Below are 17,914 nucleotides of genomic sequence, written 5' to 3'. Positions count from 1 at the left end.
GGGCTTGCACCGCGATGGGTTCAGGATTCCCCGCGGTTCTTTTTCACGATCGCCTCGGCGATGTTCGCCGGCGCCTCGCCATACTTGGTGAACTCCATGGTATAGCTGGCCCGCCCCTGGGTCATCGAGCGCATCTGCGTCGAATAACCAAACATTTCACCCAGCGGCACTTCGGCGCGGATGACCTTGCCGGCCGGGGTTTCCTCGCCTTCCTGAATCATCCCGCGACGGCGGCTGAGGTCGCCAATGATGTCGCCCTGGTACTCCTCAGGCGTGACCACCTCAACCTTCATCACCGGCTCCAGCAGCACCGCGCCGCCTTTGCTGGAAAGCTGCTTGGTCGCCATCGAGGCGGCGATCTTGAAGGCCATTTCGTTGGAGTCGACATCATGGTACGAGCCGTCGAACACTGCGGCCTTGAGGTTGATCAGCGGATAGCCGGCGAGCACGCCGTTTTGCATCTGCTCCTCGATGCCTTTCTGGATCGCCGGTATGTACTCGCGTGGAATCACCCCGCCGACCACCTCATTGATGAACTGCAAGCCTTCCTTGCCTTCTTCTCCTGGGGCGAAGCGAATCCAGCAATGGCCATACTGGCCACGGCCACCGGACTGGCGGACGAACTTGCCTTCGATCTCGCAGGTGTTGCGAATTTTCTCGCGGTAGGCCACCTGTGGCTTGCCAATGTTGGCCTCGACGCCGAACTCGCGGCGCATGCGGTCGACGATGATGTCCAGGTGCAGCTCACCCATGCCGGAGATGATGGTCTGCGCGGTTTCTTCGTCGGTCTTGACCCGGAATGAAGGATCTTCCTGGGCCAGCTTGCTCAGGGCGATGCCCATTTTCTCCTGGTCGGCCTTGGTCTTTGGCTCCACCGCCACTGAAATCACCGGATCGGGGAAGTCCATCCGTTCGAGAATGATCGGTTTATTGATGTCGCACAGGGTGTCGCCGGTGGTGACATCTTTCATGCCGATCAGCGCGGCGATATCGCCAGCGCAAACGTCCTTGATCTCGGCACGCTGGTTGGCATGCATCTGCACCATGCGGCCGATGCGTTCCTTCTTGCCCTTGACCGAATTGAGCACGGCATTGCCGGAGCTGAGCACGCCGGAATACACCCGGGCGAAGGTGAGGGTGCCGACGAAGGGGTCGGTGGCGATCTTGAAGGCCAGCGCCGAGAACGGCTCGTTGTCGTCGGCATGACGTTCCAGATGCTTGTCTTCGTCGTCGGGGTCGGTGCCATTGATCGCCGGAATTTCGCTAGGCGCGGGCAGGTAGTCGATCACCGCGTCGAGCATCAGCGGCACGCCTTTGTTCTTGAACGAGGAGCCGAGCACCGCCGGCACGATCTGGTTAGCGATGGTGCGCTGGCGCAGCCCGGCCTTGATCTGCTCGGTGCTCAGCTCTTCGCCATTGAGGTACAGCTCCATGAACTCGTCGTTGGCCTCGGCGGCGGCTTCGATCATGTGCGCACGCCATTCGTCGGCCAGCGCCCTGAGCTCTGCGGGGATTTCCTCCTCGCGATAGCTGGCGCCGTTGTCGGCGTCGTTCCAGTAGATGGCTTTCATCTTCACCAGGTCGATCTGGCCGATGAAGTTTTCCTCGCTGCCAATCGCCAGTTGGATCGGCACCGGGTGGTGGCCCAGGCGCTGGTCGATCTGTTTGACCACGCGCAAGAAGTCGGCGCCCTGGCGGTCCATCTTGTTGATGTAGGCCAGGCGTGGCACATGGTACTTGTTGGCCTGGCGCCAGACGGTCTCGGACTGCGGCTCGACCCCATCGGCGCCACTGAACACCACCACCGCGCCATCGAGCACGCGCAACGAGCGCTCCACCTCGATGGTGAAGTCGACGTGTCCGGGGGTATCGATGATGTTGAAGCGGTATTTGTTGGCGAACTGCTTGGTCGAGCCCTGCCAGAAGGCGGTGGTCGCCGCTGAGGTGATGGTGATGCCGCGCTCCTGTTCCTGGGCCATCCAGTCCATGGTCGCGGCGCCATCGTGCACCTCGCCCATCTTGTGGTTGACCCCGGTGTAGAACAGGATGCGTTCGGTGGTGGTGGTCTTGCCGGCATCGACGTGGGCGACGATGCCGATATTGCGGTACAGCTCAATGGGCGTAGTGCGGGCCATGGTCAGTCACCTGTGGGTGAATGCGCGGGGAGGGGTACTCCCAAGGTAGCAGACCGTTGACGGCCTGTTGCCCGTTGACCCGATCAAGCGAGGAGCGGTCTCAGTCAGCTTGCGCTTGCAACTGCCAGATGCCGTCGACTTCACGTGCCAGACCGCTAGCGGCCAGCAAAACCACCAGGCGTGGGTGCAGGGCGGCATCGGTGAAGCCCTTGACGCAGTTAAGGTCGAGCTCGCCGGTCAGCTTCATGTCGGTCTTGGTGTACGACAACCAGGCCTTTTTAAGTACTTGCAGCACGTCACTGCCCGCAGTGTTGGCAAAGCGGCGGTGGGCTTGGCGGCCGTCGAACTCGAAGCTGTGTTGATGGCTGTAGCTGCTTTCCTCGCCATTGCCTTCGACGCAACGGTGGCAGCGGCAGGGGCCATCGGCAAAGGCAGTGCGCAGGTAGCTGTTGAAGTCCACTACGGGCTTGAGGGTCAGGCGTTTGTCGACCTCGAACAGGTCGGCGATCAGGGGTTCTTCGGCGCTCACTCGGTGTCCTCGTGTGGTGTGGCGTGCATCGGCGGGCACCCTAACAGATCGGCGCTTTGCAGGCCATGCGCTTGGTCTGGCGATCGATGTCGTCAGCGCCGCCTTCATCGCGGGGCAAGCCCGCTCCCACGAGGCTGCGTATCCCACCTCTGATGAGTAGCCAGCACGCCACCGGTCGAGGCGCAGGCATTCATGAGGCTCAAGCGTGTGTTGTAGGAGGCGCAGGCATTCACGAGGATCAAATGTGTGATTGTGTGATGTAGGAGGCGCAAACGTGTGTCGTGGGAGCGGGCTTGCCCCGCGATAGAGGGCTAGAGACAACAGGTGACAGCTGCCGTACCCTATGCGCCCCCGGCGTGGAGCACGCCGATCCCTATCGATGAGGCAACCCGATTGAGCAAGTACCCGTATATCGCCACCGTGACCGTCAGCACCGAAGACCGCGGAGGCGACGTCGAGGCGTCGGAGAATGCCAACATCCGTGTTGGCCTTGAGGCTGTGACCGAAACCCTGAAGAAGGTGCATTTCGTCGGCGCCCTGGCAGCCCCGGAAAAGCCGGCTACCCACATCTGCGTCACCCTGGAAAACGGCCTCGTCTATTACGGCCCGATCGTCAACGGTCACGCCGAACTCGAAGGCGGCTGGATCGCCTTCGAATCCGACATGCTCACCCCTGAAGAGCTGGGCCTGTAAGCCTCAGTCCAGCTGCGCCAGGCACTGCTCGAGGATATCCAGGCCTTCTTCGAGCACTGCCGGCTCGATGGTCAGCGGTGCCAGCAGGCGAATGATGTGCCGCGCCTTGCCACTGGGCATCAACAGCAACCCCTTGGCCCGCGCCGCTTCCAGCAGCTTGGCCAGCTGCGCAGGCGCCGGGCTGCCATCGGCATTGACCAGTTCGATGCCGCGCATGGCGCCAACGCCGGTCAGGCGGCCGAGCGAAACGCTCAATCCAGATGACTTCCAGCGTTGATAGCGGCTGACGATGGCTTGCTCCTGACGCTCGCCCCAGGTCGCCAGGTTCTCATCGCTCATCTGCGCAAGGCTGGCCAGGGCCGCCGCGCAGGCAATCGGGTTACCTGAATAGGTGCCGCCCAACCCGCCCTTTGGCAGCGCGCCCATCAGCGCCTTGCGCCCGACCACCGCACCCAACGGCATGCCGCCAGCGATGCTCTTGGCCAGCAGCAGCAAATCCGGCTCGATGCCCAGGCGTGGGAAAGCAAAGCGCTGCCCGGTGCGGCCAAAGCCCGATTGGATTTCATCGATGATGATCAAGATCCCATGCTCGTCGCACAAGCGCCGTAGGGCTTGGGCGAAGGCCGGATCAAGCGCCAGGAAACCGCCTTCGCCTTGCACCGGTTCGAGAATGAACGCAGCCACGTCTTCGACGGCCAGCTCGACACTGAACAGCCGCTCCAGGGCTTTTAGCGCCTGCTCGCAGGTAACCCCGGTGTCGGCGCTGGGGTAGGGCAGGTGATAGACCGGCCCTGGCAAATCGCCGACACGTTGCTTGTACGGAGCGACCTTGCCATTGAGGTTGAGGGTGGCCAGGGTGCGGCCGTGGAAGGCGCCGTCAAAGGCGATGATGGCGCGTTTGCCGGTGGCGCCACGGGCCACTTTCAGGGCGTTTTCCGCAGCTTCCGCGCCGCTGTTGGTGAGCATGCCGGCCAGCGGGTAGCTGACCGGCACGAACGCGCGCAATTGCTCCATCAGTTCAAGGTAGGGGCCATGCGGTGCGGCGTTGAAGGCGTAGTGGGTCAGGCGCGAGGCCTGGGTCTGGATCGCCTCGACCACCGCCGGGTTGCAGTGGCCCAGGTTAAGCACACCAATACCGCCGACAAAGTCGATGTAGCGTTTACCGTCGGTATCCCAGACTTCTGCATTACGCCCATGGGAAAGTGTAATGGGGTGAACTATGGCAATCGATTGGCTGATACTTTCCAGGTTCATGAGCACGCGGACCTTGTTCGAGTTTGTTGATATCCAAACGCGACTTGGGTAGTGTCGGCAAACGAATTATTCGATTGCGATCATTCCATAGATTCTGGAAGTCAGGCCCGGCCTCTTCGCGGGCAAGCCCGCTCCTACAGGTACTTCGCCGCCCCTGTAGGAGCGGGCTTGCCCGCGAAGAGGCCGGAACAAACTCAGCCATCCTCAGCTACACCTTCCAGAATCCACTGCACAAAGGCCCGAACCTTCGGCACCTCGGCGGCATGCTCGGCATGGGCAATGAAGTGCCGGCCATTGCTCGGCACCGGATGGTTCCAGGCCACCACCAGCTTGCCTTCGCTCAGCTCTTCGGCCACCAGGTAGCGTGGGATCAGCGCGATCCCGCAACCGGCGATGGCGGCGCGAATGCACAGGTAAAAGGTGTCGAAACGCGGCCCGTGGTAGCTGTTCTGGCTGTGCAGGCCAAGCCCGAGGAACCACTCATGCCAAGCCTCTGGCCGTGAGGCGCATTGCAGCAGGCGATGTTCGGTCAGCGCCTGGGCGCTGTCAAAACGTGAGCGCGCCAACAGCTCTGGCGCGCACACCGGCACGACTTCTTCGCTGAACAGCTCGATGCAGGTGGCGCCCGGCCAGGTCCCCTGGCCAAAGAAAAACGCGATGTCAGCCTTGGCCTGCACCAGGTCAAAGGGTTCCAGTTCGTTGCGGATATCCAGGTGGATCCGTGGATAGCGTTCGCCAAAGCCCTTGAGCCGGGGTACCAGCCAGCGTGCGCCAAAGGTTGGCTGGGTGGCGATGCGCAGCACTTCGGTTTCGTCGCCGTAGCTGAGGATGTAGCGGCTGGAGATGTCGATCTGGGTGAGGATCTTGTTCACCTCGGCCAGGTACAACGCGCCTGCCGGGGTGAGGTGCAGGCGCCGGCGAATGCGCTGGAACAGCGCGTGCGAGAGCATGTCCTCAAGCTGCGCCACCTGCTTGCTGACCGCGCTTTGGGTCAGGTGCAGCTCTTGCGCCGCGCGGGTGAAGCTCAGGTGACGGGCAGCGGCCTCGAAGCATTGCAGGGCCGTGGTGGAGGGCATCAGGCGTTTGGACATGATGGGTCTATTACCGAGCGAAAAAGGAAGAAGTTCATTCCGAACCGGAATCATGTACGTCGAAAAGGTCGTTTGTTGGTCACGCCCTATAGATTAATACTGACCTGGATCAATGATGACAACCGCTTATGGCAAGAGGAGGCAAAAGGCGCATCGGCGGCATCCTCACAACAACAAGAAACGCGCGATAACGATTAATAAGAATTCTGCTCCAAGTTCAGCCGCCCGTGCGGCGGCCGACCCATTCGAGGGTTTTTCATGGCTTCGCTACAGAACAAAAAACAGCGTTCCCTGCAACACGGCTTGACCTCCCGCCAGGTATCGATGATCTCCATCGCCGGCATCATCGGCGCCGGCCTGTTCATCGGCTCTTCCAACGCCATCGCCACCGCCGGCCCGGCGATTCTGATCTCCTACGCCATGACCGGCCTGTTGGTGCTGCTGGTGATGCGCATGCTTGGCGAAATGGCGATTGCCAACCCCAACAGCGGCTCTTTTTCCACGTACGCAACTGAGGCCATCGGCCCGTGGGCGGGCTTTACCATTGGCTGGTTGTACTGGTGGTTCTGGGTGCTGATCATTCCGGTCGAGGCTATCGCTGGCGCCGACATCCTGCATGCCTACTTCCCGGGCGTCCCCTCGTGGTTGTTCGCCTTTTTGATCATGATCGTGCTGTCGTGCACCAACCTCGTCAGCGTGAAGAACTTCGGTGAATTCGAGTACTGGTTTGCCTTGATCAAGGTGATTGCCATCGTCGCCTTCATCGGCATCTGCAGCATGGCCGTCTTTGGCGTCTGGCCATTGGCCGAGCGCTCAGGGGTCAGCCAGCTGTGGGCTAACGGCGGCTTTATGCCAAACGGGTTTGGCACGGTGCTGGGAGGGGTATTGATCACCATCTTCTCGTTCTTTGGCGCTGAGATCGTCACCATTGCCGCCGATGAAACTGCCAACCCGAAAGACAAGATCCGCCGCGCCACTAACCTGGTGGTGTACCGCATTGCCATCTTCTACCTGGCGTCGATCTTCCTGGTGGTGTCGCTGGTGGCGTGGAATGACCCAGGCTTGAAAGCTGTTGGTTCGTTCCAGCGGGTGCTGGAAGTGCTTAACGTGCCTGGGGCCAAACTGGTGGTCGACCTGGTGGTGTTGGTTGCGGTGACCAGTTGCATGAACTCGGGCCTCTACACCGCCTCGCGGATGCTCTACTCGCTGGGCTCGCGTGGCGAAGCACCAAGGATGATCAAGCGCGTTTCCGGCAATGGTGTGCCGACCGTGGCGGTGCTGTTGTCGACCCTGGCAGGCTTTGCCGGTTGCCTGGTCAACTACGTGTTCCCTGGCAAGGTGTTCGGCTTCTTGCTCTCCACTACCGGCGCCATTGCCTTGCTGGTGTACCTGGTCATCGCTGTGTCGCAACTGCGCATGCGGGCTCGGGCTGATCGTGACGGCACTGAGCTGGCCTTGAAGATGTGGCTGTTCCCGTGGCTGACCTGGCTGGTGATCGGCACCATCGTCATGGTGCTGGGCTATATGCTGTTCAGCGATGCCTATCGATACGAGACGCTGATGACAGCAGGAGTGACGCTGTTCATCCTGCTCATTTCGCTGACCCGTCGGCGGCACACTGCGCCATCGTCACCCGCTGAGCTGGCCAGCAGCGAGGGCGCTTGAGCTGAGGCGCAGGGGATAGTTGGGCTTTAGGGCTTGCAGTGAAGCTGCAGGCCTCTTCGCGGATAAGCCCGCTCCCACAGGTCCTTGTGGGGGCGGGCTTGTCTGTCAATAGCGGCTTGAGATCTAGACAGCACAGCCCGGTATAGCGCTACCATCACCCGGTAAACCTTCCCATTCCAACAAGTCCAGGAAGCGTATGAACGATCCAATCCTTTCCCTCCAGGAGCGCGCAGCCCCGGACGGAGTCTGCTACGGCTGTGGTTGCTCACACCCCAGCGGCCTGCACCTGAAAAGTCATTGGGATGCCGATGGCATCCACCTGTTGTGCCGGCACTCCCCCGACAGCACCTTCCTCGGCTGGCCCGGCCTGGTCTATGGCGGGCTGCTGGCGATGCTGGTCGACTGCCACTCCAACTGGACCGCCATGGCCTACCACTACCGCGCCGAAGGGCGTGAGCCCGACAGCCTGCCGCGCATCGACTGCGTCACCGGCACCCTCAGCCTGAACTACCTGAAGCCCACTCCGATGGGAGTCGAGTTGTTGCTCAAGGCACGCGTTGAAGGTGAGGTCGGGCGCAAGACGCGGGTCATCTGCGAGGTCTGGGCAGGCGAGGTACTGACAGTCACGGCCGATTCGCTGTTCGTGCGTGTCGACACCGAGAAGCTCAAGCACAAGGCCCACGGCCAAGCGTGAGACGCCAGGGTGGGGCGGCAACCGGCCGCCCTCTGGTTGTAGACCGCTATCAGTGATGTTGAAAATTCCTACAGAGCCTGACGAAGAGTCCTATAGGGACTACGTGAGTATCGGAATAGTCTGACCGCGTTTTCACCGCAGGCTGTCCGAGATGCTCGACTCTACTGATTTATCTCTATGCACCCGCTGCCGGCTTGCCGAGCTGCAGGCTGGCGTATGGACATCTCGGCTCACTTTTCCCCCGAAGCAAACACTGCCTGATCGCGGCAATCGCCGTGTACTCGGACGTTCGCGGACGCACTAAAGGAGATGTCCCATGCGTGCCAGATTCAACCCTAAAACCCTGACTGTCGCAGGCTTGCTGCTGGTGCTCTCCGGCTGCGCCAGCGTGGTCGTACCCAACGAGCAGATCGAGCTGACGCGCAGTGCGGTCAACCGTGCAGTTTCGGCAGATGCAACCCAGTATGCACCCGTTGAAATGCGCTCTGCCCAAGACAATCTGCGTGCCATGGAAAGGGCGCTGGGTGAGAAGAAGTTCAAGGAGGTGCGCATCCTCGCCGAGCGAGCCGAATCCGATGCCCGGCTAGCCGAGACCAAGGCACGGGCCAGCAGAACTCAAGACCAGCTGAAGGTCGCCCGCGAGGGCATCCAGGTGCTGCGCAAAGAGTTGCTGGAAGACCCGATCCTCAAATCCGCCCACTAACAGGAGCCGATCATGTCGAAATTGTACATTCTGCCTACCGTGTCGATCCTGAGCCTGCTGTTGGCCGGTTGCGGCACCACCCCAGAAAACCCCACGCTGGTGGAGGCCCGTGAAGGTTTCTCGGCGCTGCAAGGTAAGCCTGAATCCAGCCGTATCGCCGCTCTGGAAACCCAGGAAGCCTCGGTGGCGCTGACTAAGGCTGAGCAGGCTTCGCTGAAAAACCGCAAAGGCGATGATGTCGAGCAGCTGTCCTATCTGGCCAATAACCGGGTCAAGGCAGCTGAAGAGACCATCAAGTTGCGCCTGGCCCAGGCTGGCATGAAAAACATCGAGGCCGAGCGCACCCAGGCGCGTCTGGATGTACGTTCCGAGCAGCTCAAGGCGGCGTTGGCCAACAACGCGCCCAAGGGTAGCAAGGAGACTGAGCGCGGCACGGTAGTGACCTTTGGCGATGTGTTGTTCGCTACCGGGCAAGCCACATTGAATCCGCGCAGCCGTGACAACATCCAGGAACTGGGGCGTTACCTGCGCGATAACCCCAGTCGTAGGCTGCTGGTAGAAGGCCATACCGACTCCACTGGCGGCGACGCGCTCAACCAGCGCTTGTCCGAAGCTCGCGCCGCCTCGGTGGCCAACGCCCTGCGTCGTGAGGGTATTGCCGCCAACCGAATCGTCACTGCCGGCTACGGCAAGGATTACCCGGTGGCTTCCAACACCACCGCGCACTCCCGCCAGCTCAACCGGCGTGTTGAAGTGATCATCTCCCGCGACGACCAGGAAGTCGTGCGTCGCCGCTAAGCAGTACAAGGCGCGGCCAGTGGCCGCGCCTTTGCTTTGTCTTTCTCCTGCAACGGGAGATAGTCAGCGCCCGTCGTTATGCCTAAAGTGTTCGGTCGATGCTTCCCGCTTCTGCCACCAAGGGCACCCACCATGACCGATCTGAGCGCATTCCCCATCACCCGCAAATGGCCCGCGCAACATCCCCAGCGCCTGCAGTTGTATTCCCTGCCCACGCCCAACGGCGTCAAGGTTTCGATCATGCTCGAAGAGATCGGCCTGGCCTATGAGGCGCACAAGGTCAACTTCGACAGCGATGAACAGCTGAGCCCCGAGTTCATCTCCCTGAGCGCCAACAACAAGATCCCTGCCATCCTCGACCCCGACGGCCCGGGTGGTAAGCCGCTGGCGTTATTCGAGTCTGGAGCGATCTTGCAGTACCTGGCGGAAAAAACCGGGCAGTTGCTCAGCGACGACCTGGTTACTCGTTACCAGACCATTCAATGGCTGATGTTCCAGATGGGCGGCATCGGGCCGATGTTTGGCCAGGTGGGGTTCTTCCATTTCTTCGCCGGCAAGGACTTTGAAGACAAACGGCCGCGCGACCGCTACGTCAACGAGTCGCGCCGCCTGCTTGGGGTGCTCGATCGGCACCTGGCAGGGCGCCAGTGGATGGTCGATGAGTACAGCATTGCCGATATCGCCATCTTTCCCTGGGTGCGTAACCTGGTTGATCGGTATAACGCGCGGGAGCTGGTCGGGTTCGAAGAGTTCGCCGAGGTGCAGCGCGTATTGGCGGCATTCCTGGAGCGGCCAGCCGTGCAGCGCGGGCTGAAAATTCCTGGTTGAACCTTCCGCGTCGTATCTGTTTGGGCCTCATCGCGGGACTAATCGCAGCGGCGTGATGAGGCCCTGGCGGGCAATTTCAAAACAATTGATTCAACAACCAGTACAGACTCCCCGCCAAGAGCATCGCCGCCGGCAACGTCAGCACCCAGGCCATCATCAGATTGATCAGCGTGCGCTTCTGAATCCCTGAGCCATTGGCCACCATGGTCCCGGCCACCCCCGAGGACAGCACATGGGTGGTCGATACCGGCAGGCCAAACATGTCCGCCGCGCCGATGGTGCACATCGCTACCACCTCGGCCGAGGCGCCTTGTGCGTAGCTCAAGTGGGTCTTGCCGATCTTCTCGCCCACCGTCACCACGATACGCCGCCAGCCGACCATGGTGCCCAGGCCCAGGGCGATGGCCACGGCGACTTTGACCCACAGCGGAATGTAGCGGGTAGCGTCATCGAGCTGGGTCTTGAACAGTTGCAAGTGGCTGCGGGTATCGGCGTCGAAGGCCACCAGCTGATGCTTGTCGATCAGGCGGATCGCCTCGCTGGTCAGGTACATGTCATTGCGCACGTTGGCCATGGCCTCGGCCGGCACGCGGTTGAGCGAGCCATAGCCTTTGACCTGGTCGCCGATCATCCCGGTCAGCGCAGCCAAGGCCGGCACCAGCTGCGGGCTGGCCTTGGGCTCGGTGATGAAGTTGGCCAGGGTCTGGCGTGGGTCCTGGGCAAGCAATTGCGGGTCGCTACGCAGCAAGGCCTGGCGGGTGACTTCGGCGACAGCAGAAAACTGCAATGCTTGTTCACTGGGCATGGTCTTGTTCAGCGCGTAGGCCATCGGCAGGGTGCCGACCAGGATCAGCATGATCAGGCCCATGCCTTTCTGGCCGTCATTGGAGCCGTGGGCAAACGACACCCCGGTACAGGTCAGGATCAGGATCCCGCGGATCCACCACGGCGGCGGCGTCTTGCCTTGCGGCGCTTGATACAGCTCGGGGCGCTTGATCAGGATGCGCAGTGCCAGCAGTACCAACGCTGCGCAGGCAAAGCCGATCAGTGGCGAGAACAGCAAGGCATAGCCCACCTTGCTGGCCTGGCTCCAATCCACCCCGCTGGTGCCCTCGCGGCCGTGCATCAAGGCGTTGGCCACACCCACGCCGATGATCGAGCCAATCAAGGTGTGCGACGACGAGGCCGGCAGGCCCAGCCACCAGGTACCCAGGTTCCAGATAATCGCCGCCAGCAGCAGGGCGAAGACCATGGCAAAGCCTGCGCCGGAGCCCACCTGCAAAATCAGCTCGACCGGCAGCAGGGCAATGATGCCGAACGCCACCGCGCCACTGGAGAGCAACACGCCAAGGAAGTTGCACAGCCCCGACCAGACCACTGCCACCGGCGCCGGTAGCGAGTGGGTGTAGATCACCGTGGCCACCGCATTGGCAGTGTCATGGAAACCGTTGACGAACTCGAAGCCCAGGGCGATCAGCAGGGCCAGGCCCAGTAACAGAAAAGGCGTGACCGTGGTCACCACGGTGCCGCTGGCGCTGACGTCCTGCTTCAGGCTCCAGGCGGTGTACGCCAGCCCCGCCAACAGCAGGCCGATAAACAAGCTAAGGGTGGCGCGCCCCGGTTTGTGTGACAGCTGCGGGCGCGAATCGTGGTGGCTCAGGTCGGGTTGGCTGGCCAGTGACGGGGTTGCCATGATGGCTCCGATTGACGTCGGGCAAGGTTGCCGAAGGCCTTCAGCATAGAAACAATTCGTTACCAGGACGTGACCTCGGTCAATGAACGCCCTAGGCTGATAGGGAAACAATGTCGCAGGAGAGGGCAATGATTTGCTGCAAACGGGTCTACGACGCGCTCGAGCCCAGTGACGGCCAGCGGGTGCTGGTTGACCGCCTGTGGCCGCGCAACACGCGCAAGGACGAGGTGCATGCACTGTGGCTGCGCGAAGTGGCGCCGTCGGCTGCCTTGCGCAAGGCGTTCCACCAGGGTGAGGTGGATTTTGCCGGCTTCAGCCAGCGCTACCAGCAGGAGCTGGCCGCGCATCCCGAGCATTGGTATCCGCTGCTGGACCTGGCCGCCAAGGGCAACCTGACCTTGCTGTATGCCGGCAAGGACACCCAGCACAACAACGCCCAGGTGTTGGCGGCCTGGCTGGAAGATGAGCTGGAGCGCCAGGGGCCGGGCAGTTCGCCGGTGTGCTATGCCCCTTGAACTGATCCGCGCCAGCGACCAGTACCGCAACTTCGCCCGCGACCTTACCCGGCGGGCGATGCTGCCTTATTACCGTGAGTTCGACTTGCTGTGGATCGAAGAGGCCTTCGATGAAGCCTGGGGCTGGCGCGAACAGTGGCTGGTGGTCGACGGGCCGCGGGTGCTGGGTTTTTGCAGCTTGAGCCAGGACCGGCAGGCGTTGTTCATTCGCGAGCTGCATCTGCTGCCTGAACAGCGTGGGCGCGGGGTCGGCAGCTGGGTGCTGCAGCAATTAGCGCAATGGGCGGCCGAGCGGCGGCTGGGGCTGGTGCGCCTGATGGTATTCAGGAGCAACCCGGCGCGGCAGCTGTATCTGCGTCACGGTGTTGTCGAGATGGGCGAGGATGAGTGTTTCGTGCGTATGCAGCGTACGGTTGGCTGATGGAGGGGGCAGTACTGGCCTCATCGCGGGGCAAGCCCGCTCCCACGAGGTCAGCGTCCATCGTGTAGCAGCGGCGGTGCGCCGCTGCGACTTGTCCTGCAATTAGGTATTACTAGCGCAAATTTACCGCCAGCCGATCAACGTTGCGTCACCCGCACCGTTTCGCCCTGGCGCACCGTGGCATCGAGCAACGCCCCTTGCACCGGCATCAAATCGCCAATCAGCAGATTCTGCAGCACCGGCTTGCCATCGAAGCTGTTGCCACCCAGTTCCACCACGCGCATGCCTTCGACGCGCACCACCGCCTTGCCGACCTGCCCCAAACGGTTGCCGCTGAGCAGCAAGGGCCCTGCCATGGGCGTGCCATTACGCAGGCTGATCGCATACTCCGGGGTATTGCCGATGCGGTTGCCGATCAGCGTCAACGCCGCCACTTCGCTGGCATCGATAGCGCTGCCCTGGCTGCTGGCCAGCAGGTTGTCGTCGATCACCAGTGGCGCTGCCGGAGTCGGGGCGAGGTTGCGCAGTTGAATGCCGTTGCCGCGGCTGTCGCCTATGCGGTTACCGACCAGCAAGACGGCGCCTTGTTGCTCGCTGACTTCGATGGCGGCTTTGGCGGCGCCGAGAATCAGGTTGTCCTCCACCCGCGCACGGGTCTGTCCACGCAGGCGCACGCCACTGTTGTTGTCGACCCCGCGCAGATGATTGCCCGTGACGCTCAGCTGGCTGTCGCGGGCATCGATGGCGTACTGCTGGGACTGCTCGAACTGGCTGCCTTGGATGCTCGCCTGGCTGTGTTGCAGCTCCACTGCGGTGGACAGCTCGCTGAACTGGCTGTCGCGAATCAGCACCGTCGCCGGGCGGCTGTTGGGCGACTGCTGGGCACTGAGGGCGGTGGTCAGGCCGCGCGAGAGGTTGGCGTTGTAGCCCAGGCGCTTGAGGGTCGAGCCGATCACCTGGGTGTGGCTGCCAGCCCAGGCGATCACGAATGGCCGCCAGGCGCGATCGGTGTTGCCCGGCTTGTCGCCCGCCATGCTCTCCAGGTTGGATTGGTTCAAGCCCAGCCAGCCCTGGTTGATCAGCGCGGTGCCGGAGAAGCTGGAGAGGTACAGGCTGGTGCCTTCCAGGACCAGTCCGGCATCGGCGCCGATCATCAGCGGGTAGCTGAGCAGGTAGCCATCTTTGTAGCGCTTGATGATCCGCGGGTCGTTCAACGCGTCGTGCAGTTGCGCCAGGCTGATGCTCCCGCCGCGCAGCATCACCACCTGTGGGTGATGCGCCTGATAGCCGGCGATCGCCCGGAACAGGCCGTTGTTGACGAACGGCTCGAACGGCCAGCTGCCAGCCTGGGACGAGAACATCGGCTGCAGGCTGACGCTGGCGCGGCCTGCCGGGCGCGGGCGCTCGGCCTGGCTGAAGGTTGTCGCCTGGCGTGCCTGCTGGCGCAGTTGCTGCAGATGCAGTTGGTGCTGTTCAGGCTGTAGCACCTCCAGTGCCTGGTTGACCGCCAGCGTCTGGGTGGCGGCCTGGGCAGTGCTGGCCAGCAGCAGGGCGGCCAGGCAAGTGAGGGAGAAGCGGGCGAGCGGGGCCATTGGGGACTTCCTTGTTCAACGCAAAGGGGAATAAGCCGGCTGGATCGGGCCGCCGAGCTGACTGTAGTTGTCCACTTCGCCGTCCTCACTGTCGTACAGCTCGCGGGCCAAGTGATGGCTGGGGTTGCGCTGCAAGAAGGGGATCAGCCAGGCCAGCTTGTACGGCGCGACATCGACTTGCGATTGGCCCTTGAGCTCGGGCAACTGGTCCGGATCGAGCACGCTGCGCGCGGCGAAGTTGGCCAGCAGGTCGAGGGTCTGCTGGTCTTCGGCGCTCCATGGCAAACCGTTGGCGCGTGCCGATTCTGCCAGCAGCACCAGCGGCACCAGGGCATATTGGCTGTAGGTGGCGGCCAGTTTGGAGCGGGCGACTTCCAGCGGCAGGTAGGCATAGCTGCCGTCGCTGCTACGCACTGCTTGTTTGAGGCCCCGGCGCAGATTGCCGTCGGCCCACTGGATGAAGTCATCGCGCCCCACCAGCATGCCGGTGGCGGCTACGGCCCAGGCGGCCCAGTAGTCGTGGTTGTTGAAATACACACCGCTGGCGCTGCGGCGCGGATCGTACTCGCGGATGACCTGTTCACCCAGGCGGGTGAACCAGTCTTTCTGTACGGACGTCAGCTCAAGCTTGCCGGCGCTGGCTGACTGGGTCAGCAGCACGGCGCCGGCCATCGACGCCAGGGCCCATTTGCGCGCGGCCATGCCGGTGCTGCTGGCGTCTGGGTTGAGCAGGGCGCCGGCGCTGGCCCAGTGTTGCAGCCACTGGTCCTGGCAGGCCAGGGCCATGTTGGCGTCCTGCGGTTTCTTCGCGCGCTGGAAGCGTTTGCTGGCGTAGATCAGACCGCCTACGAACTGTTTGACCTGCTTGGCGATGCGTTCGCTGTCGGCGTCGGGGCTGGAGCGCAGGGTCGACTTGCTGGCGTCACGTTGGTCGTATTTGCTTTCCAGGCGCAGGGTGCCGGTGTAGGGCGCTGGCGGCTCCTTGCTACAGGACAGGGTGCGGTAGTCGGCGATCATTGCCGCCTGCGGGGTGGCGCGGGCGGGCCAGATCGAGTGTGCGGCTTGGGCTTGGGGCAGCAATAGGGCGGTAGCGAGGGCCAGGAGGGTTCGGCGCCCAGGCAAGCCCGTTGCTACAGGTTTGGATGGGTACCCAGCTACCGGCACCGACTCGATCCCTGTAGGCGCTGGCTTGCCTGCGATGGGCCGCAACGCGGCCCCAATCACACGGTTCAAAGGCATAGTCGAGTTTCCACGTCAGTAGCCGCGCTACCGGCCTTGGTCGGCTCGAGGAACACCGAAAGCAGGTTGGCCCCGGCGTACGCAGGATCCTTGCTCAGCTCCAGGTAATACTGCCCGCCGGTCACTGCCGCCTCACGCCGGAACCACACTTTGTCGCGCGCGCCATTGTCGTAGTAGACGATCACGTAGAAGTCCTTGACGTTCTTGTCACTCAGGCGGATGTCGAGAAACCCTTTCGATCCACTGAGCGCCTTGCGCTCACTGCCGGCATTGGACAGTAGCTCGATACGCTCGCCAATCTTCAGCGCCGGGCGTTGCAGCTTGGAACTGAGCACCTCTTGCGAGGCCTTGCAGCCACCCTGTACCGCTGGCACCAGTTGCCGGTACATCAGCGGCGAGTCGAGCCGGTAGTTGGCTGGCAGCTCCCAGATGATCAACTTTGGGGGCGCCTCGGCCTTGTAGTCATCCGACAGCAGGTACTCAAGCAACGAGCCATCCTCGCCGACACCGGGCAGGGCGTAGTTGAGAATGTCCACGCCCAGGTATTGCTTGAGGTAGCCGTCGAAGTTGAACTGCTTGCTCTCGTCTTCGCGCGCTGCGGCGTTACTGTCGCCGACCAGAATCACTTCCGGGTCCGGCGCCTCATCGAACAGGGCATCGGCGCCGTCCGCCACCGGGATGGTCTGGTAGCCGCGCACGTACTGGAAACCGTAGTTGTTGCCGCAGATGTAGCTCAGCGCCAGGTTCAGCGTGCCGTCCTTGGGCACCATCACGCCAGGCTCGGTGCGGTACTCCTTCTTGGTCAGCCCGGCATAGAACGGCTGGCGGCGGATTTCATCGGCCATCAAGCGTGCGGTCGCCTCGGCGCCTGCTGGCGTCCAGTGGTGGTCGCGGCGGAAGAAGAACTCGTTGTTGGGCGGCTGCTGCACCAGTTGCATCATCGGCGCCACCACTGCACCGCCCTGGCGCAACTGGCCGAGGTAGGCGGCCAGGTTGGCGCTGGCGCGGTTGTAGTCAAAGCCCAGCGGGTGCTCGCTGGGCAGCTTGTCGCGGTGCATCAGGCCACGGGTCGGCTGGATCGCCATGGCCACGTGAATGCCTTGCTGGTCGAAGGCCTTGATCAGCCGGGCGAATTCCGGGCGCATGGGGGCCGGGATGCCAAACTCGTTGGTCAAGTCGACCACCGAGCGGAACAGCCAGCGGTCCTTGCCGGGCACGATCTCGCGCATCAGCTTCATACGCCCTTCGGCATAGCGCTGCGGGTCGCTCAGGGCCGGGCAGACCATGCACTGCAGGTTTTCGCAGCCAGATTTGGCCGCAGCGCTCGGCTCGGCGGCCTGGCCGGCCTGGCTGAGCAGGGCCAAGGCGGCGCCCAGGCCCAGGGTTACGAGGATCTTCATGTGCCATTCATCCTTGCAGCGGGCGGTCACTCGGTCGGGTCGATGCTGTTGGCCAGGCTCATGCTGCGCCCACCTGGCAGCAGCACGTAGCTGTAGGAACGGCCTTTCTTGAGGAACAGTTCATCGAAGCTGGCCACCTTCTGCTCGGCCTCATAAGCGGCAAAGCCGATCTTGATCTCGTTGACCATGCGGCTGCCGGTCTGGCCATTGCTCAGCGGGTCGACGATCACGTGCTTGCCATCCACGGTCTTCAGTGCGGCCTGCTTGTCGGTCAGGTTGTAGAAGGCGATCTGCGCTTTCTTCGGCTCATTGACGTACTTGTCGGCGATCAGCGTCAGTTGCTTGCCGTCGTAGACCACGGTGCTGGCCGCATTGGCTTTGAGCTGGGGTTCGATGGCCTTGCCGCCAACGGCGATCTTGTGCGCACCGGCCGGGATGAAGCGGTAGCCGCTGAGCTGGCCGGCGGCGACGCGCTGTGGGTTGACCTTGCCGCTGAGGCTGACATCGATGTTGCCTTCCGACAGGTTGAGCACACGCACGAAGGCCGAGTCGGCCGGCGCCACGGCGTCGTACAGGTCGGCGTTGCCTTCGGCGGCAAGGGCGCTGTGGCTGGCAGCAGCCAGGGCGATGGCGGTAAACAGGCTCGAGAGTTTCATCAGGTACT

Annotated in this window: 17 protein-coding genes; 8 read left to right on the top strand and 9 right to left on the bottom strand. The window is 62.7% G+C overall.

What is annotated here, in order from left to right; all coding sequences use genetic code 11:
* Positions 1-20 precede the first annotated feature (20 nt).
* Together fusA and AAZU54_RS18240 are read right to left on the bottom strand one after the other, a co-directional pair.
* On the bottom strand, positions 21-2,135 hold the full coding sequence (fusA, locus tag AAZU54_RS18245) for an elongation factor G (protein WP_434727478.1): 2,115 nt from the start codon (positions 2,133-2,135) through the stop codon (positions 21-23).
* Positions 2,136-2,235: 100 nt separating this feature from the next.
* Positions 2,236-2,664, bottom strand: a complete 429-nt coding sequence (locus AAZU54_RS18240; RefSeq protein WP_312154701.1) for a hypothetical protein — start codon at positions 2,662-2,664, stop codon at positions 2,236-2,238.
* Between the two features lie 393 nt (positions 2,665-3,057).
* Here AAZU54_RS18240 and AAZU54_RS18235 point away from each other — a divergent pair, with 393 nt between their 5' ends.
* Positions 3,058-3,357 (top strand): hypothetical protein, encoded by a 300-nt coding sequence (locus tag AAZU54_RS18235; protein WP_186557184.1) that lies wholly within the window; start codon positions 3,058-3,060, stop codon positions 3,355-3,357.
* A gap of 3 nt (positions 3,358-3,360) precedes the next feature.
* On the opposite strand, the gene AAZU54_RS18230 is transcribed toward AAZU54_RS18235, so the two are convergent.
* Positions 3,361-4,611: a 2-aminoadipate transaminase gene (locus tag AAZU54_RS18230; RefSeq protein WP_186557143.1), complete on the bottom strand. Its 1,251-nt coding sequence runs from the start codon at positions 4,609-4,611 to the stop codon at positions 3,361-3,363.
* A 194-nt stretch (positions 4,612-4,805) separates the two neighbouring features.
* Positions 4,806-5,702: a transcriptional regulator GcvA gene (gcvA, locus tag AAZU54_RS18225; protein WP_434727477.1), complete on the bottom strand. Its 897-nt coding sequence runs from the start codon at positions 5,700-5,702 to the stop codon at positions 4,806-4,808.
* 258 nt (positions 5,703-5,960) lie between these two features.
* On the opposite strand from gcvA, the gene AAZU54_RS18220 reads away from it, so the two are divergent.
* The 5 genes from AAZU54_RS18220 (at position 5,961) to AAZU54_RS18200 (ending at position 10,390) form a co-directional block, all read left to right on the top strand.
* Positions 5,961-7,367, top strand: a complete 1,407-nt coding sequence (locus tag AAZU54_RS18220) for an amino acid permease (protein ID WP_186557141.1) — start codon at positions 5,961-5,963, stop codon at positions 7,365-7,367.
* Between the two features lie 196 nt (positions 7,368-7,563).
* Positions 7,564-8,061, top strand: a complete 498-nt coding sequence (locus tag AAZU54_RS18215) for a PaaI family thioesterase (RefSeq protein ID WP_186557140.1) — start codon at positions 7,564-7,566, stop codon at positions 8,059-8,061.
* Positions 8,062-8,377: 316 nt separating this feature from the next.
* Positions 8,378-8,764, top strand: a complete 387-nt coding sequence (locus AAZU54_RS18210; RefSeq protein WP_264235864.1) for a DUF4398 domain-containing protein — start codon at positions 8,378-8,380, stop codon at positions 8,762-8,764.
* Positions 8,765-8,776: 12 nt separating this feature from the next.
* Positions 8,777-9,562 carry an OmpA family protein gene (locus tag AAZU54_RS18205; protein WP_434727476.1) on the top strand — a complete coding sequence of 262 codons (786 nt, stop codon included), beginning with the start codon at positions 8,777-8,779 and terminating at the stop codon, positions 9,560-9,562.
* A 132-nt stretch (positions 9,563-9,694) separates the two neighbouring features.
* Positions 9,695-10,390 (top strand): glutathione S-transferase N-terminal domain-containing protein, encoded by a 696-nt coding sequence (locus AAZU54_RS18200; protein ID WP_405130163.1) that lies wholly within the window; start codon positions 9,695-9,697, stop codon positions 10,388-10,390.
* Between the two features lie 76 nt (positions 10,391-10,466).
* Here AAZU54_RS18200 and AAZU54_RS18195 read toward each other — a convergent pair whose 3' ends face one another.
* Complete coding sequence (locus AAZU54_RS18195; RefSeq protein ID WP_405130164.1) at positions 10,467-12,083, bottom strand: inorganic phosphate transporter; 1,617 nt, start codon at positions 12,081-12,083, stop codon at positions 10,467-10,469.
* 128 nt (positions 12,084-12,211) lie between these two features.
* Here AAZU54_RS18195 and AAZU54_RS18190 point away from each other — a divergent pair, with 128 nt between their 5' ends.
* Positions 12,212-12,598, top strand: a complete 387-nt coding sequence (locus tag AAZU54_RS18190; RefSeq protein ID WP_186557135.1) for a DUF488 domain-containing protein — start codon at positions 12,212-12,214, stop codon at positions 12,596-12,598.
* On the top strand, positions 12,588-13,019 hold the full coding sequence (locus AAZU54_RS18185) for a GNAT family N-acetyltransferase (protein ID WP_434727475.1): 432 nt from the start codon (positions 12,588-12,590) through the stop codon (positions 13,017-13,019). The genes AAZU54_RS18190 and AAZU54_RS18185 overlap by 11 nt, the downstream gene beginning before the upstream one ends.
* Positions 13,020-13,156: 137 nt before the next feature.
* Here AAZU54_RS18185 and AAZU54_RS18180 read toward each other — a convergent pair whose 3' ends face one another.
* From AAZU54_RS18180 to AAZU54_RS18165, 4 genes are all read right to left on the bottom strand, one after another.
* Positions 13,157-14,611: a right-handed parallel beta-helix repeat-containing protein gene (locus AAZU54_RS18180; protein WP_434727474.1), complete on the bottom strand. Its 1,455-nt coding sequence runs from the start codon at positions 14,609-14,611 to the stop codon at positions 13,157-13,159.
* Positions 14,612-14,626: 15 nt separating this feature from the next.
* Entirely contained in the window at positions 14,627-15,775 is a 1,149-nt protein-coding gene (locus AAZU54_RS18175) for a polysaccharide lyase (RefSeq protein WP_405130174.1), read from the bottom strand.
* Positions 15,776-15,840: 65 nt separating this feature from the next.
* Positions 15,841-17,250 (bottom strand): alginate O-acetyltransferase AlgX-related protein, encoded by a 1,410-nt coding sequence (locus tag AAZU54_RS18170; protein ID WP_405130166.1) that lies wholly within the window; start codon positions 17,248-17,250, stop codon positions 15,841-15,843.
* A gap of 26 nt (positions 17,251-17,276) precedes the next feature.
* Positions 17,277-17,906 carry an alginate O-acetyltransferase AlgF gene (locus AAZU54_RS18165; RefSeq protein WP_186557130.1) on the bottom strand — a complete coding sequence of 210 codons (630 nt, stop codon included), beginning with the start codon at positions 17,904-17,906 and terminating at the stop codon, positions 17,277-17,279.
* Positions 17,907-17,914 lie beyond the last annotated feature (8 nt).

This window comes from Pseudomonas sp. Je.1.5.c (assembly GCF_051129895.1).
Lineage (GTDB): Bacteria > Pseudomonadota > Gammaproteobacteria > Pseudomonadales > Pseudomonadaceae > Aquipseudomonas > Aquipseudomonas urmiensis.
The sequence above is the reverse complement of the archived record's forward strand: the minus strand, read 5'-3'. Positions and strand labels throughout refer to the sequence as shown.

Excerpts from the sequence above, each read along its gene's own strand:
- AAZU54_RS18180 (WP_434727474.1), bottom strand. The coding sequence starts at position 14,611 with ATGGCCCCGCTCGCCCGCTTCTCCCTCACTTGCCTGGCCGCCCTGCTG.
- AAZU54_RS18170 (WP_405130166.1), bottom strand. The coding sequence starts at position 17,250 with ATGAAGATCCTCGTAACCCTGGGCCTGGGCGCCGCCTTGGCCCTGCTC.
- AAZU54_RS18230 (WP_186557143.1), bottom strand. The coding sequence starts at position 4,611 with ATGAACCTGGAAAGTATCAGCCAATCGATTGCCATAGTTCACCCCATT.
- AAZU54_RS18200 (WP_405130163.1), top strand. The coding sequence starts at position 9,695 with ATGACCGATCTGAGCGCATTCCCCATCACCCGCAAATGGCCCGCGCAA.
- AAZU54_RS18195 (WP_405130164.1), bottom strand. The coding sequence starts at position 12,083 with ATGGCAACCCCGTCACTGGCCAGCCAACCCGACCTGAGCCACCACGAT.
- AAZU54_RS18190 (WP_186557135.1), top strand. The coding sequence starts at position 12,212 with ATGATTTGCTGCAAACGGGTCTACGACGCGCTCGAGCCCAGTGACGGC.
- fusA (WP_434727478.1), bottom strand. The coding sequence starts at position 2,135 with ATGGCCCGCACTACGCCCATTGAGCTGTACCGCAATATCGGCATCGTC.
- AAZU54_RS18220 (WP_186557141.1), top strand. The coding sequence starts at position 5,961 with ATGGCTTCGCTACAGAACAAAAAACAGCGTTCCCTGCAACACGGCTTG.
- AAZU54_RS18165 (WP_186557130.1), bottom strand. The coding sequence starts at position 17,906 with ATGAAACTCTCGAGCCTGTTTACCGCCATCGCCCTGGCTGCTGCCAGC.
- AAZU54_RS18215 (WP_186557140.1), top strand. The coding sequence starts at position 7,564 with ATGAACGATCCAATCCTTTCCCTCCAGGAGCGCGCAGCCCCGGACGGA.
- gcvA (WP_434727477.1), bottom strand. The coding sequence starts at position 5,702 with ATGTCCAAACGCCTGATGCCCTCCACCACGGCCCTGCAATGCTTCGAG.
- AAZU54_RS18205 (WP_434727476.1), top strand. The coding sequence starts at position 8,777 with ATGTCGAAATTGTACATTCTGCCTACCGTGTCGATCCTGAGCCTGCTG.
- AAZU54_RS18210 (WP_264235864.1), top strand. The coding sequence starts at position 8,378 with ATGCGTGCCAGATTCAACCCTAAAACCCTGACTGTCGCAGGCTTGCTG.
- AAZU54_RS18185 (WP_434727475.1), top strand. The coding sequence starts at position 12,588 with ATGCCCCTTGAACTGATCCGCGCCAGCGACCAGTACCGCAACTTCGCC.